Annotated in this window: 16 protein-coding genes; 11 read left to right on the forward strand and 5 right to left on the reverse strand. The window is 54.2% G+C overall.

Going from position 1 to position 15,760, the window contains the following annotated elements; all coding sequences use genetic code 11:
• Positions 1-39: 39 nt before the first annotated feature.
• The 4 genes from ACZ1HV_RS22250 to ACZ1HV_RS22265 are packed head-to-tail and all read right to left on the reverse strand — an operon-like array spanning position 40 to position 3,678.
• Complete coding sequence (locus tag ACZ1HV_RS22250) at positions 40-1,134, reverse strand: NAD/NADP octopine/nopaline dehydrogenase family protein (protein ID WP_472718490.1); 1,095 nt, start codon at positions 1,132-1,134, stop codon at positions 40-42.
• An 8-nt stretch (positions 1,135-1,142) separates the two neighbouring features.
• Positions 1,143-1,730, reverse strand: a complete 588-nt coding sequence (locus ACZ1HV_RS22255; RefSeq protein WP_472716339.1) for a peroxidase-related enzyme — start codon at positions 1,728-1,730, stop codon at positions 1,143-1,145.
• The gene (locus ACZ1HV_RS22260; protein WP_472716340.1) at positions 1,727-2,212 is read right to left on the reverse strand and encodes a hypothetical protein; all 486 of its coding nucleotides are present in this window, start codon (positions 2,210-2,212) and stop codon (positions 1,727-1,729) included. The genes ACZ1HV_RS22255 and ACZ1HV_RS22260 overlap by 4 nt, the downstream gene beginning before the upstream one ends.
• Positions 2,209-3,678, reverse strand: a complete 1,470-nt coding sequence (locus tag ACZ1HV_RS22265; protein WP_298812821.1) for an NAD(P)-binding domain-containing protein — start codon at positions 3,676-3,678, stop codon at positions 2,209-2,211. The genes ACZ1HV_RS22260 and ACZ1HV_RS22265 overlap by 4 nt, the downstream gene beginning before the upstream one ends.
• Before the next feature lie 321 nt (positions 3,679-3,999).
• Between ACZ1HV_RS22265 and ACZ1HV_RS22270 the strand changes: the two genes are divergently transcribed.
• Positions 4,000-4,968: a LysR family transcriptional regulator gene (locus ACZ1HV_RS22270; RefSeq protein WP_472716341.1), complete on the forward strand. Its 969-nt coding sequence runs from the start codon at positions 4,000-4,002 to the stop codon at positions 4,966-4,968.
• Positions 4,969-5,468: 500 nt separating this feature from the next.
• On the opposite strand, the gene ACZ1HV_RS22275 is transcribed toward ACZ1HV_RS22270, so the two are convergent.
• Positions 5,469-6,362 carry a Kelch repeat-containing protein gene (locus ACZ1HV_RS22275; protein WP_472716342.1) on the reverse strand — a complete coding sequence of 298 codons (894 nt, stop codon included), beginning with the start codon at positions 6,360-6,362 and terminating at the stop codon, positions 5,469-5,471.
• Positions 6,363-6,625: 263 nt separating this feature from the next.
• On the opposite strand from ACZ1HV_RS22275, the gene ACZ1HV_RS22280 reads away from it, so the two are divergent.
• The 10 genes from ACZ1HV_RS22280 to ACZ1HV_RS22325 all read left to right on the forward strand — a co-directional run bounded on the left by ACZ1HV_RS22280 (position 6,626) and on the right by ACZ1HV_RS22325 (position 15,497).
• Positions 6,626-7,585, forward strand: a complete 960-nt coding sequence (locus tag ACZ1HV_RS22280; RefSeq protein ID WP_472716343.1) for a sugar phosphate isomerase/epimerase family protein — start codon at positions 6,626-6,628, stop codon at positions 7,583-7,585.
• A complete protein-coding gene (locus ACZ1HV_RS22285) occupies positions 7,582-8,394 on the forward strand; it encodes a sugar phosphate isomerase/epimerase family protein (protein ID WP_472716344.1) in 813 nt (270 codons plus the stop codon). Before ACZ1HV_RS22280 ends, ACZ1HV_RS22285 begins: the two co-directional genes overlap by 4 nt.
• A 57-nt stretch (positions 8,395-8,451) precedes the next feature.
• Positions 8,452-9,111 (forward strand): GntR family transcriptional regulator, encoded by a 660-nt coding sequence (locus ACZ1HV_RS22290; RefSeq protein ID WP_298812807.1) that lies wholly within the window; start codon positions 8,452-8,454, stop codon positions 9,109-9,111.
• A gap of 54 nt (positions 9,112-9,165) precedes the next feature.
• Positions 9,166-9,675 carry a hypothetical protein gene (locus ACZ1HV_RS22295; RefSeq protein WP_472716345.1) on the forward strand — a complete coding sequence of 170 codons (510 nt, stop codon included), beginning with the start codon at positions 9,166-9,168 and terminating at the stop codon, positions 9,673-9,675.
• A complete protein-coding gene (locus ACZ1HV_RS22300) occupies positions 9,593-10,447 on the forward strand; it encodes an extracellular solute-binding protein (RefSeq protein WP_472718491.1) in 855 nt (284 codons plus the stop codon). Before ACZ1HV_RS22295 ends, ACZ1HV_RS22300 begins: the two co-directional genes overlap by 83 nt.
• A 128-nt stretch (positions 10,448-10,575) precedes the next feature.
• The gene (locus ACZ1HV_RS22305; RefSeq protein ID WP_472716346.1) at positions 10,576-11,475 is read left to right on the forward strand and encodes a carbohydrate ABC transporter permease; all 900 of its coding nucleotides are present in this window, start codon (positions 10,576-10,578) and stop codon (positions 11,473-11,475) included.
• Complete coding sequence (locus ACZ1HV_RS22310; protein WP_298812800.1) at positions 11,472-12,362, forward strand: carbohydrate ABC transporter permease; 891 nt, start codon at positions 11,472-11,474, stop codon at positions 12,360-12,362. Before ACZ1HV_RS22305 ends, ACZ1HV_RS22310 begins: the two co-directional genes overlap by 4 nt.
• A 10-nt stretch (positions 12,363-12,372) precedes the next feature.
• Positions 12,373-13,446 (forward strand): hypothetical protein, encoded by a 1,074-nt coding sequence (locus tag ACZ1HV_RS22315; protein WP_472716347.1) that lies wholly within the window; start codon positions 12,373-12,375, stop codon positions 13,444-13,446.
• A 28-nt stretch (positions 13,447-13,474) separates the two neighbouring features.
• Positions 13,475-14,554, forward strand: a complete 1,080-nt coding sequence (locus ACZ1HV_RS22320) for an ABC transporter ATP-binding protein (protein ID WP_472716348.1) — start codon at positions 13,475-13,477, stop codon at positions 14,552-14,554.
• On the forward strand, positions 14,547-15,497 hold the full coding sequence (locus ACZ1HV_RS22325) for an aldose epimerase family protein (RefSeq protein ID WP_472716349.1): 951 nt from the start codon (positions 14,547-14,549) through the stop codon (positions 15,495-15,497). The genes ACZ1HV_RS22320 and ACZ1HV_RS22325 overlap by 8 nt, the downstream gene beginning before the upstream one ends.
• Positions 15,498-15,760 lie beyond the last annotated feature (263 nt).

Consider the following 15,760-nt stretch of genomic DNA (forward strand, 5'->3'; position numbering starts at 1 on the left):
AGCGTCTCCTAGTCGGTTAAGTTTGGTCCATCCTTTTTGTTAAGTTTGTGGTGTGGATGGTCTATGCAGCACCCCGGTAAGGGACGCATGCTGCAAGTCGCAAAGGCTGAAGCTTTCCAATTCCAACGCATGGAGGAATTCGTTTTCGAGCGCGAAATCCCGGTCATACATTGCTGAAAATAGCTTAATACCGGCCTCGTGTAACGTGGCGGGCCTGTCTACCAGCCGGCCCAGAACAACAGTGACCTGAAGTCCGTAGGGAACATCCTCGGTCACGTAACGGCTGTCCGCCGTCGCAGGGCCGAGGCCACCATAACCATGCGTGTGCATCTGCTGGTTCATTTCGGAAATGGTTCCGACTGGTACGTGGAAGCTCTGGTGGAAGTGTTCGAAGATGGTTTTGACCTTTAGGTCCAGCGCCTTAGCGATTGCAAGACGTTCAAGGTCAAGTTTCTCCAGCAATCGTCCCACCTTCGGCGTGACGTTCAGGCCCTGGCTCCAGTCCTCCCCTCGCTCCATCCGGGTAATGTTGCAAAGGGCGATCCCGAGGTGGTTCTGCGGATTGAGATTTGACAGCAATATGGCCAACAGGCCATCGCGTGGCATGAAGCGATCACCGAACAAACTCTGGCACAGGGCCAGTCCATCATCCGTACCAGACGCGGGCACGGTACACAGATCAACCCGGTTGCGTATGGTGTTGACGCGCACTCTGTGTTCTTCCTGGCGGCGGCCGGAGACGATCGTCGTGCCCCAAGCGGTGATGGGAGCGCTCACGCCGCGTGCCGCCAAAGCCTGCGCAAGGTAGATCGCACCGAAGGACGCATGGGACGAGATGATGACGTGCTGACCCTCGCGAATATGGGGTGCCAGCGCATCCATGACGTTCTTGTGCCCGGTTGCTGGCAGGGCGATGATCAGTGCATCGCTCGCCTCGACCAGCTCCTGTGCCGAATGGGCAATAGCAGGCGTAAACTCCTCTTCGAGCACCCCGTGAGCCTGCAAGGGGTCGGTTTCGAACGCGTTCGTGCTCTTTCCAGAGGGTGACCAGAGTGTCGGAAGATGCTTGTTTCTGTACAAAAGCGCTGCCGTGCCGCAAGCAATTGAGCCTGCCCCTGCAATGCCTATGTGCATGGGATCTTTCATACGGTCTCCTTTCGGCCCACCGGGTCGCCCAAGACATGCATCAGGCGATTTGCCCAGCCGAACAAAGAGGACGACAGGATCAGATCGAAAATCTCTTCATCAGAGAGGCCCGCCCTCGACAGTTTGTCGATATCTTCCGGGCCGGCGGAAGGTGGTGCCTCAGCGGCCTTGCGTGCGAAATCGAAAATCGCCCTGTTTCTCGGGCTGAGATCGGCCTTATCGCCGTTAGCGAACAGCTCGTCGGTCACGGAGTTGTCTTTCGCCAGTTTCGCATGACGGTCCGCATGAACCGCGGCGCAATAGATGCAGCGATTGACCATAGATGCCGCTAATGCACCGAGTTCGCGTTCTTCCCGCGACATGCCGCCACGATCGTACATGATCGCGTTGAACAGCGGGGAGCGAACCGAAAGGCTTTCGACATCGTGGGCAAGGGTCAGGACGTAGTCCGACACCTTGGTGTTGGAAGGGGTCACCTTGAGGGCATCGAGCTGCTCACGAGTGGCTTCTTCCAGTTTCACCGGCTCCAGACGCGGGCGCCATTCGGGCACTCTGCGGGTGAATTTGTGGACGATGCGGGTCACTTGTTTTTCCCATTCATCAGGCGCAAACCGGAAATCACACGTATCTGAAAAGCCAGGAAAGCAACCAATTCGCAGAGCCTAACGATATCGGCGTCGGCAATGCCTGCTGCCTGCAGCCCGGAAATATCATCACCGGCGGCGTCCCGGGTCTGGTTTGCAATCTTGTCGACAAATGACAAAACCACAGCCAATTCTTCATGCTGCATGTCCGGTTCTCCAGGCACCGCCAAGGCCGCGTATTGTCCGGCGTCAGACACATAATAGGCAGCCAACGTTTCATCTCCGGCGAGGCGCGCGACGCGCGCGGCGATTGCTGCGCGAAGGTCGTGGGGAAAGGCTCCTGTTTCTTTCGGGCGTAAAACGGCCACCTCAGCGGCTTGCGTCATTCCGATGATGTTGCCGCGCATCGACACCACCCCGGACAAAGTGCTGTCCGGTGTAACTCCGGCTTGGTTCAGAACCGTCAGGTCAGAGACATTCATACCGCCTCGCTCTCCCTTGACCTTACTTCGACCGGCAGCTCGGTCGGTTGCCATTCATCGCCAAGAAGTTCCGGCATGTCGTAGTCCTGCATCCCCTGCCAGTGCACCTCGATATCCTCGCCGTAGAGCGCGGCCGCAACGGCACGGGACAGCCAGGCGGCACCATCACTAATGCCGGGAATGTCGCCGCTCACCTTGCCGAGGCTGGCCGATGCGCCGTAGTTGAAGCAGTAGACGTTTTTCAGCCACGGAGCCTTGCCTGGGTTCTTTTCCCTGAAGGTGAAATCGGAATTCAGATAGGGAAAACGCCCCAGATCGGCAGACTCTTCACCTGCAGGTGGTGTGTATACGTCATGCCAAAGGAGGATCTCCGCTGCCGTTTCGCCAAATTCCGTCCGCGCCATGGGGTCAATGACAAATCCGGTCCCAAGGATGACGAAGTCTGCCTGATAGGACGTGCCGTCCGCAAAGTGGATGAGTGTGCCGTCGCCGGATTGATCGATCCGCGTCGTCGCCTTGTCGAAATGAAAGTAGGCGTTCGGGTGACGGCTGACCCGCAATGTGGACCCGCGCGGAGAAGGAGTTTGCGTTGCAAAACTGTATTGCATGAAACGCCATCGCCATTCGTCAGGCAACGCGGCATAACCGGCGGTAAATCCATAGCTGCCGATACCCATCATCTTGTTGATTGTCGGCATCTCCTTGCGGCGAACCAGATGACGCACTTCGGCTGCGCCGTGTTCCAGTGCTTCTGCCGAATTGTCGACCGCTGACGCGCCGACACCGATAACGGCGACGCGCTTGTCCTTCAGCGCGGCAAAGTCGATTTCGTCCGCACTATGTGCCCAAAGATGCTCCGGCAGCCCCTTGATGAACCCCGGAATATTCGGGCCGCCGGTTCCGTCGCGGCCCGTTGCAAAGATCAGCTTGCGGGTCAGAATGATGCCCGTTTCCGCGCCCGAAACCGTCAGTCTCAACAAGTCTCCCTCGGGTTCTACATGGTCGACGGAAACGCCGTTTTCGATCGGGATATCTAGGACCTTGCGATACCAGCAAAGGTAGTCCATCCACATCGTGCGCGGGATCTTGTCCAGTTGGTTCCAGTCTTCTGTCCCGAACTGGGCACGGAACCATGCCTGAAACGTCAGGGAGCCATGTCCGAAGGCGGGGCCGGTGAGAAACTTGGGGGACCGAAGGGTTTCCATGCGCGCATATCCCAGCCAGGGTCCTTCGTTGCCTTTGGCGGCCCGGTCCAGGACGCGCAAATTGTGAACTCCACCCGTCCTCAGAGCCAGCCAGGCGACCATTCCGCACATGCCACCACCGATGATGACGACGTCTGTCACATTGTCTCTTCGTGGTATCCAGTCCTTGGAGGGGTAGCAGAGCAGATCGAGATCATCCTTGAGACGTGCCTCGAGCGCTGCCAAGCCTTGCGAGTCTATAGAAGACAGTGTTTTGGTCATCTTGCATGCCACCCAGGAAATTCTTTGGAACCGACGATCATTGGCAGGATCACACTTCGATCCGGGTCGGAATTATTTGGTTTGCACGGCCGTCGAGGAGAAGCATGGCAGACTGAGCCGTCCGTATCCGAAAAGCTGCCGGTCTTCAGAGCAGAAGAACCCATGCGGATCTCAGCCTGACCGAACGTGCTCCCAATAACCGCGTTCACAAATCCAAGTGTCATTGCGCCGGTCCCCTTACCGATCGCATAGTAGCTTGCTATGCTATTTTTGCATACTAACGTGTCAATGATAGCTTACCGTAATGATAGGTTCTCTAATATGTCAACAATGAATAATGGGCGGCCTGACATTCGCTCAATGGAAGCTTTTGCTGCCGTGGTCCGCTATGGGTCCATGACGGCTGCCGCGCAGAGACTGTCGGTAAGTCAGCCAGCCGTTACGAGAATGGTAAGGGACCTGGAGGCGCGCGTAGGATTTGCGTTGTTCGAGCGGAACGGCCCGAAAATTTCGCCCACTGAGAAGGGTATCCAATTTTTTGAAGAATCCCAGCGTGTTATGGCCAACCTATCGCAACTAACGGAGCGGGCACATGCGATCAGGGACGAAAGGTTAGCCGCCATCGATATCGTCGCAACCCCGACAATGTCCTCAGGACTGGTCGGACCGGTACTGTCGCGGATCGTCGATGTGTTGCCCGACTTTGTTCATGTCGAAACGACAACTTCGGAACGGGTTCTGCACGCGCTTCGTCAGCGTACGGCCGATCTCGGGTTCTCAGCCTATCCGAGTGAGCACGACCGCTTGAAATGCCTTGCACGGTTTGAGTCTCTGGTTGTCGCCGTGGTCAGAAAGGGGAGCCGCTACGACGTTGATGAGCCGATTCCGCTCTCGGTGTTTGCGCGCGAAAGGATGGCAACGATCTGCAACGGCTACGGTATTCGCGACGCCATCAATCGTGCCTTCAGAGAAGAAAGCATCAAACCCTCCTCAGAAATCGCCACCAACTCATCCCTAAGTGCTGCAATGGCTGCGCGGGCGGGGCTGGGTATTGCCCTATGTGATCCGGTGACCGCGCTCGGCGTGCCTGTGGAAGGTGTGTCGATCCGGCCCTTGTCAGCGAAGATAAGCTACGCATGGGGATTGTTCGCCAATGACGAGAACCCCCTGAAAGACCGTCTCAACTTGGTGGTTGAGGCCTGTGTTTCTGAAAGCGAGAAAATCGTTCAAAGTGTCGAAGAATTGGGAGCCGTTGACAAAGGAGGTTCCAAAAATCGAGATGAAGTCTGAACTGAAAGCCGCCAAAGCAGGTCCGTTGCACTGACAAGGCCGTTCTTGAACAACGGATCAAGGCGATCCCGTGTCAATCGATACCGAATGTTGCCCCGTTCCGGTTTCCAAAACGGGTATCATGTTTGTGAAACGCCGGTCCAATGCTTCATGGCCTTTATTTAGCGTAGCCGATGACGTTCGACCATTTCAAAGAGGGAGGATCAGCCAGTTTTCGAGTTAGGCACTGAAGCTGCATCCTCCAGCTTTATTTGCAGAGTGCTAAACGTGCAACTTCAGAAATTACAGGCTCGAAAACGGGGTCCTGCTGCCTTGGCCGATCCTTACCTTCGATTGCCTTTCAGGGTTTCTATCAGTTTCTGGGTGCACCTCCCTGCCAGAAGAATGCGCCAGCTGACAATCGCAGCACATCGTCCCGCCAACTGTCGATCCGCCTTGGGGTCATCGGTTCGAGTAAGAACAAGAGTTTCATTTAGGCACTTCAATACATTCCAGACTGGTTAACTCCGGAGAACCTCCTCGTGCGCCGCTTCCTGCTGCAATCCAGATCTTGCCGTCATGAATGCAACAGTTTGTTCCATGTCGACCGCGGTTGAGAGCTGGGCCGGGTGACCAATGATCGTCATTGCGATCGAAGATTTGCATATCGGTGAATGCCTCCTTGCGAAGGGCTTCACCTCCAACGTAATAAATCCTGTTACCGTGAGAAGCAGCACCACCGGCGGCGGTTTGGATTGGCAGTGGTTCTGGATGCACTGACCAGGTCTGGTGTTCGAAATCAAACACGTCGACATCGGCAATTGTGTCGCCGAACAAGGCATCATAGTCCTGCCCATTGTGTCGGCCTGTTTCTCTGCCTCCAAAAAATACAACTTGTTGTTCAAGATGGCGCAGGGCGCATGGTCACGCTTGTTCGGGGCGTCAGGCAAGATCTCCCATCTGCCTGTCGACGGATCCATACGGTCGAACCAGCATTGCGTTCCTGAGTGATGTCCGTCGACAATGCCTCCAACCAGGTAGATCCACCCATCGTTGTGCAAAACACATCCTGCCGCTCCACGGCGGCGTGACGCAGGAATTTCAGGTCCGAAAGACCAGTCATCGGTGGCGGGCGTGTAGATCAGAACCTTGTCGAGAGGAGTTTCCCGGGGGAATTCGCCCGTCATAGTTCCGAGCAGCCAAATTTCATTTCCAAATATGACGGGTTGGAAATGATGGATTTCCATGGGCGGTGCTGACGCTGAAGTCCATTCATTGGTCTCAGGGTCGAAGATATCGACGGGTTGGACCCGGCGGCCACCAAAAAGATAGAGCTTGCCGTCATGGGCAGCAAAGCCGTTTTCATGCCTGCAATGAGGCTCGCCTTTGCATTCGATTGTCGTCCAACGTTTCATTTGATCCAACTCTCTGTTCACGCGCATAGATTTGAGTTTTTCATTTCAGCACAAAAATGAATTTGGCGAAGCCACAGCCTGTTTGCAGCTCCTTTGTTTTCGTCCTTATGACCTCTCCAAACGAACCGAACCAGAGCTTCTTTGAAGAGCCAATCACAAAAAGTGCTTGCGTATCGTATTTTATGAGTCCACTGTATACAGAGAATACAAAATGAATTCCAGTCGTCGATTTTTGGCGAGGAAGCGTTAGCAGGGCGGGGAAATTGGCTTACAAAAATTCGATCTTGCTGGGAACAATCGGCGGATACCGGGATAGATTTCATCAGTATCAGGTCGACCGTTCATTTGAAGAGCGCCTTGAAATTGCCAAGTCCATTCCGCGCACCAACGGCGTTGAGCCCGTCTATCCGCAGGATCTTGGTTCAGATGGCGCTGGTCTTAAGGCAATGCAGGACAGCGGCCTGGCTGTCTCGGCCGTAAACGTCAACATCAAAACTGAAGACAAATTCAGAGAAGGGTCCTTCACTCACCGCGATCCCGGAATTCGCAGAGAAACGGTTGCATATCTGAAGAGGGCTATGGACATGTCCGTCGAACTCGGCGCGAACATGATCACCGTTTGTCCGCTCATCGATGGCTGGGATTTCAGTTTTCAGGCCGACCACATTCAACAATGGCGATGGGCAATAGATGCCTTTTCAGAAGCGGCGCATCACCGAAGTGATGTCAAACTAAGCATCGAATACAAGGCGTTTGAAAGCAAGAACCACATCATCCTGCCTTCTATGGGAAAGACGCTTCATTTATGTGAGAGGGTGGGTGCCGAAAACATTGGTGTCACCATGGATGTCGGCCATGCACTCATCGCAGGTGAGTGTCCAGCAGCCGAATTGGCTATAGCCAGCGAAGCAGGCCGTCTGTTTTACGTCCATTTCAACGACAACGACCGCGGAGCCGACTGGGACATGCTTCCGGCTTCCGTTCATCTTTGGCAAACGCTCGAGACGCTCCATTATATGCGTCGCATCGGCTACGACGGTTGGGTTGCCTATGACGTGTTCACGCGTTCTGGTGACAACGCGGAGGCCATTGCCGCGACGTTTGAAATTATGGAAAATCTTGAGAAGCTGCTCGACAAGATCGGAGAGAAAACACTCTTTGCCGCGCAAGCTTCGGGCGTGCCTGCACAAGCTTACCGTGACCTCATCAGGGGGTTGCTGTGAGACTGGGTCTTGGAACATACGCATTTCGCTGGTCAATTGGACATAAAGACCAGGTTCCTGATGTGCCTATGAGTGCATTGGATGTTCTGGAGGTCGCAATCGGTCACGGTCTGTCCGTTGTCCAATTTGCTGACAACTTGCCTCTTCACAAGCTGTCGAACGCCGAACTCGGTGACTTGGTTTCTCGTGCACGCGTCGCTGGTGTGACGCTTGAGCTCGGAACACAGTCCTTCGATGTTGAGCAGGTACGCAATTATCTCGAGATCGGCGAGAAAATTGGCGCTCCCATTCTTCGTGTGGCCCTCGATGGTCCAGACAATGAAAAGCCACTGGATGCCCTTGCAGCGGAATTCGTTTCGCTCTTACCGCTTGCAAGAGCCAAGAGGATCAAGATCGCCGTTGAAAATCATTTCGATTTTCCCTCCGATCGTCTTGTTGCGCTCCTTCGCCGGATAGATGACCCGCAAGTCGGCGTTTGTCTTGATGTTGCAAATTCGATTTGCGCCGGCGAATGGCCTGCCGAGACCGTAGGTCGGTTAGCGGCTCATACCATCAATCTCCATCTCAAGGATTACGTGATTGAACCGGATCCCTATGGCGTCGGATTTCGAATTCTGGGATGCCCCTTGGGCGATGGCCGGACAGACTGCGCAGCCGTACTAGGCGCGGCCGACTACCCTGATGAGATGAGCGTAATTCTCGAGCATTGGCTTCCAGGATATCCGGATTTGAGTGAGGCGCGATCCAAAGAGGCCGTCTGGCTTGCCCGAAGTGTCACTTATGCCCGCTCACAATTGGGGTTGGCATGATGTGCAAAAAAGGTTTGAGATTTCCGCACCTTGGTTACTTGCAAAAGGAAGAGCTACATGCGGACTAGGTCAAATACCAATACCCTTGAAGACGAAGTCTATCTCCAGCTGCGCGAGATGATCCTGTCTGGTGATCTGGTTTCCGGAGAAAAGCTGGTCCAGGAAGACCTGTCGGAACGCCTTGGTGTCAGTCGCACACCGCTTCGCAGTGCGATCGCAAAACTGGAAGGCGAAGACTTTGTTCGGATGACGTCGCGCAGCGAAGCATATGTGGCTGAATTCGGAACACGCCAGATCGTGGATTTGTTTGAAGTGCGGGCCGTCTTGGAAGGTCTCATCTGCCGGTTGCTGGCACCGACGATAGAGCAGAAACATATCTTATATCTGCGTTCTGTCATCACTGCGGCACAACCGGCTGTCGAAACCGGCGACACGCAAGCCTATCGTGATGCCGACGTCGAGTTTCATACCTATCTGACCAAGCTCGTCACGCAGGGCAACCTTACCAAAATGCTGGATTCTGTTCATGCCATCATGAGCATGTCCCTGTCGCAAGGCATTTTGCGCTCGCCAGAGGAAACTCATCCTGAGCACCTGGCAATCATCGATGCGCTGGAAGCCAAGGATCCCGACCAGGCAGAGCGTCTGATGATCCAACACATCCGAAAAACCATAGAATTGCTTCGCCGCAGAATTGCCGACGAAGAGGGGAACTAGGCACGCTTCACACTTGCGTAGGCGGCCTTTCTGGTGAAATGGAGGAATGACACCATGGAAAAGCTGAAACTGACCACAGCTGTACTGGCGCTATCAGCCAGCTTTCTGGCAGCGGCTCCAGCTGGCGCTGAAAGCATAGAGTTCTGGACGCAAACTTATGGTGACCAGATCAAGTGGACTGCTGCGATCAAAGAGCTGACAGAAGCCTACGAAGCCGAAACCGGGGTCAAGGTGAACCACGAGATCGTGCCTTGGTCTTCCTCACGCAAAACCTGGCTGGCAGTCGCCCAAGGTGGTGCTGCGCCTGATTGTGCCGACATGTGGTGGCTCCATTCCTTTTCCGCTATCGGCGGAGATAAATTCGGTCCGATGCCGATCAATGATTTCAAGTCCAAGTTTTCGGTCGAAGACTTTTATGAAGGTGCATTGCAGGATCTCGACCTGGCGCGGAGACTTTTATGGAATTCCGTGGCGAGGCGACATTCGCGCACAGCTTTATCGCACAGACATAGCGGCAGAAGCCGGCGTGACCCAGCCGCCGGAAAACTGGGACGAGGTGATTGAAGCCGCCAGGAAGATGACAAAACGCAGTGACAACGGCGAGGTTGAAACCTGGGGCTACAGCTTTGGGTCAGCGGCCAAGGTCGTCGATTGGCTAATGCCGTTGTACTGGCAGGCCGGCGGCGAATTCATGACCGACGACGGGAAAACAGCGACAATCGACAATGACGCAATGCGCAAAGCGCTGACCTTCATGCACGACATGGTCAATGTTCATAAGGTTGCCGATCCAGATGCATTCGAGAAAGGGTACAAAGCCCGACCTGCGTTTGTTGCCGGCAAGGTTGCGATGATCGGAAGCGCTGAGCAGGCGTGGGGCAACCGCTTGGAAACCGAAAATCCGGAAGTAGACGGGAAGTGGTCCTTTTCGCGAAGTGCAGCTGGACCTGCCAATCGGGCAAGTTTTTCTGGAGCGGGATACCTTGGCGTCCTGCGAGGTTCTGAAAAGGTTGAGCAATGCGTCGACTGGCTCGCTTACCTGTCCAGGGACGAGAACATGCTGAAATTGTCCCAGGCGGCCGGAACCGTCGCGACCAAACCTGCAGTTATGGCAACGGATTTTTGGAGTGATCGACCGTACAAACGCGTTGTGGCCGAGGCGCTAGAAGATGCTCACACGTCCCAGCATCCGGCACCGGCATGGTCGGCCATTTCCACCTCCGAGCCCGGCGGTATCCTCTATGACATGATCTACTCCGTTGTCATTGAGCAGCAAGATATGGATGCTGCGATCACGACGGCTCAAGAGTTGATGCAGGCTCAGCTGGATCGGTAATGCGCTCCAGCCCTCCCGGGCATCTGTCCCCCTTCTCCAGTAGGGGGACAGATCGCCTTTTCTTTCCATCTGGATCGTCTTGGAATGCACGCATTCCTTGCCTGGACAGCTAGACCCAACACTCCGATATGAACGAAAAAAACGTCTTCTGTTACGTGATGGTCGCGCCGGCGCTATTGATCACGATAGTCCTCGGCGTCTACCCGATGGTCGATACGATGTTGATTTCATTTCAGTCTTACGACCTCCTTACGGTTCAGTCGAAAGGGACCGAATGGGTCGGTTTCGACAACTATCGCCAAATCCTGGCGAACGACAAGTTTCTGCAGACTGTTTTGCAGACCGTGATCTTTACAGTTTTGGCTGTTGGTATTTCGGTGTTGATGGGCCTCTTTCTTGCCCAGGTCATCAACGCAGACTTTCGCGGCCGTTCTGTGCTCCGGACTGTCATTCTCAGTCCCTGGTTTGTACCGCCTGTTGTCGCTTCTGCCATTTGGCTATGGCTTCTGGAGACAAATACGAGCCCGATCAACAGTATGCTCCTGGATGCAGGAATAATTGAGCGCAAAATTCGCTTCCTGACTGATAGTGACACGATCGGACCGTTCAGCATTCCCATGCTTTCAATTGTCGCAGTTCGCTGTTGGAACGGCCTGCCGATCATCATCATCTTTCTTCTGGCTGGCTTGCAGTCCATTCCTAAAAGCCTTTACGAGGCGGCCGAAATGGACGGTGGAGGGGTCTGGGCAAAGTTTCGGTACGTGACCTTGCCTATGTTGCGGCCTGTCTTGATGGTTCTCTTTGCGCTGCTTTTTCTGGGAGGATTTGGGCATTTTGAGATGAATTACATCATGACCGGGGGTGGCCCACGAAATCTGACGAATGTCCTTGCGGTCTGGACCTATCAGGAAGGCTTTCAGTTCTTGCGATACGGCAAGGCGGCTGCAGCGGGCGGCATCGTGCTGGTGATGTGTTCAATCATCTCCGTCTTCTATCTTTGGGCTCAATCCAAGGACAACCGGTCATGAGTGTTGCCTCTTCAGCAATTGCACCGCAATCGCAGGCAAACTCCGTAAGGCTCGGTGACTGGATCACCCGCCTGGCGATATTTGTCGCGCTGGCTTCGATGTTAATTTTTATTTTGCTGCCCATCTTCTGGATGGTGAAGAGTTCACTTCAAACAACGGCGGAGGTGAACGCCATTCCGCCCAAGTTCTGGGCTGCATCACCGTCATTCGACCCTTATCTGATTGCCAATCAGATCATCCCGTTGATGCGGTATATCGGAAATTCTCTTCTCGTCTCTTCGGTTGCAGCCGTCATCGCAAGTGTCGTGTCCTGCATGGCAGCCTACGTCCTTGCCCGCTTTAAGTTCCCAGGCGCGACGCTCATTCTGGTTACGTTGCTTCTCACGCAGCTGATACCTCCGATTACACGTGTTTTTCCTGTCTATTTTCTGGTTCAGGAAATGGGGCTGTTGAACACATATGGAGGTTTGATTTTTGCCTATGTCGGCTTCTCAATCCCCTATGCGGTTCTTCTGTTGAGAGGGTACTTCCAATCTGCCTGCCCACCGGAACTGGAGCAGGCGGCAATGATGGATGGCTGCACATATTTCGGCGCGTTTTGGCGAGTGATTTTGCCGATTTGCCTGCCGGGTATCGCCGCCGTGACCGTGTTCACTTTCCTCAACGCCTGGAACGATTTCCTGTGGGCGAGTCTTCTGCTGTCTTCAGGGGACTATCAGACCATTCAAGTGGGTATCGGTTCCTTTGCCGCTGAAGATGGTGCCGGCCAGTATCAAAACGCGTTCATGGCCGCGTGTGTTGCGTCCACCATTCCGGCGCTGGTGCTTTTCTTCTTCGTGCAACGATGGCTGGTTGGCGGTTTGACCGCCGGTGCCGTCAAATCCTAGCGGGCATTCAATGACCAGAGTTTCAATCGACGGTGAAAAGTTCTTAATCGACGGAACGCCAACACACAAAGGGAGAACCTGGAAAGGACATCAGGTCGAGGGCCTTTTGTTCAACAACAGGGTCGTCCAGGCGATATTCGACGATGAAAATCCGGAGACGCGTCATCAATGGGTTTATCCCGACACCGGGGTTTGGGACCCAGAGCGCAATCTCGACGAATTCTGCGCGGTTCTTCCAGAATACAAGGCCAATGGCTGCGATGCCGTCACGATCAATCTTCAAGGTGGTATGCCGATCACGAAGACAGAGACGGTACAACCTTGGCTCAACACGGCGATTGATCCCGAAGGAAATCTGAAATCAGCCTATTTGCATCGCTTGGATCGTCTGCTCAAAGCAGCTGACAGTGCTGGCGTCGTGGTCATTGTCGGCCTCTACTATTTTGGGCAGGACAAATATATTTCTGACGAAGATGCAGTGAAACGCGGTGTCATCAATGCTTGCGATTGGTTGTTAAAAAGCGGCCACGAAAACATTCTCGTTGAGGTCAACAACGAGGCTGACATTCCTCACTATACCCATGACGTTCTGATGCCTGGTCGTGTGCACGAATTGATCGCTCTGGCAAAGAGCAGATCGCTCGATGGGCGCAGACTATTGGTGGCGACATCCTTTGCCGGCGGCGCCTATCACATGCGGCACAACGGCGTGCTGGATCTCTCGGATTCGAATGGTCTGCAAAACGGCATCCCGACGGAAGACGTTCTAGAGGTCTCGGACTTTGCTCTCGTCCATACCAATGAAATGAACATGGCCAACACTCGCGAAGTCGTGCGGCGGACACGTGAGCGAGAGGCCTTCAAACGCTGCCCCATGCCAGTTGTGATCAATGAAGATTCAATTGCGGTGACCAACCTTTTTGCGGCGGTCGAGGAATATGCGCCTTGGGGATACTACGACCAGGGCGACAACAACTATCGCGATGGCTATCAGTCCGTGCCGGTGAATTGGGCCATCAACACTCCCTCCAAGCGCTCCTTTTTTGACGCCGTTGCGGAAGTAACGGGCGCCAAAAGCCGTTGAATTGGTGTGAAATTCGAAAGAAAGACAAATGGCATCCATAGAAATACAAGATGTCCGAAAATCCTACGCTTCGCTTGAGGTCATTCACGGCGTATCGCTGGACATTGAAGACGGCGAGTTTGTTATTCTGGTCGGGCCTTCTGGGTGCGGGAAAACGACCCTGCTGCGCATGATCGCTGGCCTTGAGTCGATATCAAAGGGCCAGGTAGCTATCGATGGTTCGGTCATCAATCGCTTGCCGCCACGTGCGCGGGATATTGCAATGGTGTTTCAGTCCTACGCCTTGTATCCTCATATGACGGTTCGCAAGAATATGGGGTTTTCCCTAAAACTGGCGGGCGTCAAGCCTCGTGAAATCGATGAAAAAGTCAACGTGGCAGCAGACGTATTGGATCTGAGCCACCTTTTGGAACGCAAGCCCGGGCAATTGTCTGGTGGTCAACGTCAGCGGGTCGCCATGGGCCGGGCCATTGTTCGGAACCCAAAACTATTCCTGTTCGATGAGCCTCTTTCAAATCTGGACGCTAAGCTGCGGGTACAGATGCGCTCTGAAATCAAGGAACTGCATCAGCGTTTCAAGACGACAACAGTTTACGTTACCCACGATCAAGTGGAAGCCATGACGATGGCGGACAGGATCGTGGTCATGAACAACGGTCATGTTGAGCAGACGGGAACTCCAATGGAGCTGTATGACAATCCGCTGACGCGCTTTGTTGCTTCCTTTATCGGCTCACCTTCAATGAACATGATCGAAGGCCACTTGTCTGAGCAGGGTCAGTTTGAATTGCCGGCTGGATATACCATCGATCTGTCTGAAGTTGCACCAGACGAGGCCCGTGGCCAGAAGATCATACTCGGCATTCGACCTGAACATATCTGCGTCGGAGGGCAGGGCACCTCGCTGGGGAATGCCCACATTCGGGTCGTGGAACCGACAGGGTCAGAGACTTTGCTGTTCGTGGATGCCATTGGCCAACCAATGCACGTTCTGGACCGAACGCGCAGCACGTTCAACGCACATGATGTCGTTCCATTGTTCGCAGCCGGCGAAGATTTTCATTTTTTCGATGCAGAGACTGGTGGGCGGCTCCCCAAAAATGGTTGAGCCATTGCAAGAGATTGCAATTGGCAACAGGTCCTTGCATGCCAACGTCATCACTTATGGCGCGAGCCTGACGGATTTGCGTCTGACAGGAAAGGATACACCACTTGTCCTTGGCTATGCAGACCCTTCCATCTACCCGTTTGACCAACAATTCATGGGTTCTGTCATTGGACGATACGGCAATCGGATTGCCGATGGCCGCTTTCGTCTGAATGATCAGGAAATATGCCTTGAGCAGAACGAGATAGGAATTGGTCACCTGCATGGTGGTTCCAATGGTCTCTGGAACCGGCATTGGGAAGTGGCCAAAAGGACGGCAACAAAGGCCGTTCTTGAAGTTAAAAGCGACAATGGAGACGCGGGATACCCTGGTACTTTGATCCTGAGCGCAAGTTACGAGATTGCCGAGCCAGCCACACTAAGGCTCACATTCTTAGCTGCTTGCGATCGGGACACGATCATCAACATCTGCCACCATCCCTATTTCAACTTTTCAGGGACGCACCCCACCGAGCAGCACATGCTCCAGATAAATGCCGATTACTATCTGCCATCATCCAAGTCGTTGCTGCCGACGGGTAGCGTGGCGAGGGTAGAAGGCACGTCGTTCGACTTCAGAAAGGAGCGGCTTCTCGGCAAGGTCGACCGCAACAATACATTTTGCCTGCACCGGAAAAGCTCTGGCGAGTTGCTAAAAGCGGCAAGGCTTTCTTGTGCCGATATATCCATGGAACTCTGGACGACCCAACCGGGTATTCATCTTTATAATGGCTATAAGCTCTCAAGAAAGCACACCGGCCATTTAGGCTCTCCATATCCACCCCGTTCCGGCATTTGCCTGGAAGCGCAGGCCTGGCCGAACAGTCCCAACGAGCCGGCTTTCCCCAACACGGTTTTGCGCGCTGACACCACCTATCGACAAGTCACCGAATACAGGTTCTAGCTTCGCGTTCAATGCAGTTCGTGAGATCCGCGCCGTGTTCCTTGAGCAGCGAAAATACCAAAAAGTGAGTCTGCGGTGAAGCTCAGCTGACCGACTTGTCTCGCCTTTGCGCAGACTGAGACCAATCCCGGCCGTTTTGTATTCCGCCAAATACGCCCTTTGAGTGTGCCGTGCCGCAGAATACCAGGGTCACTGCTAGGCAATGTTACCTCCGATCGGCGGGCCCAGCTGCGCTAGTGGGGGCATCAACTGTGATCAGCTCC

This window comes from Roseibium sp. JB4-4, assembly GCF_055693425.1.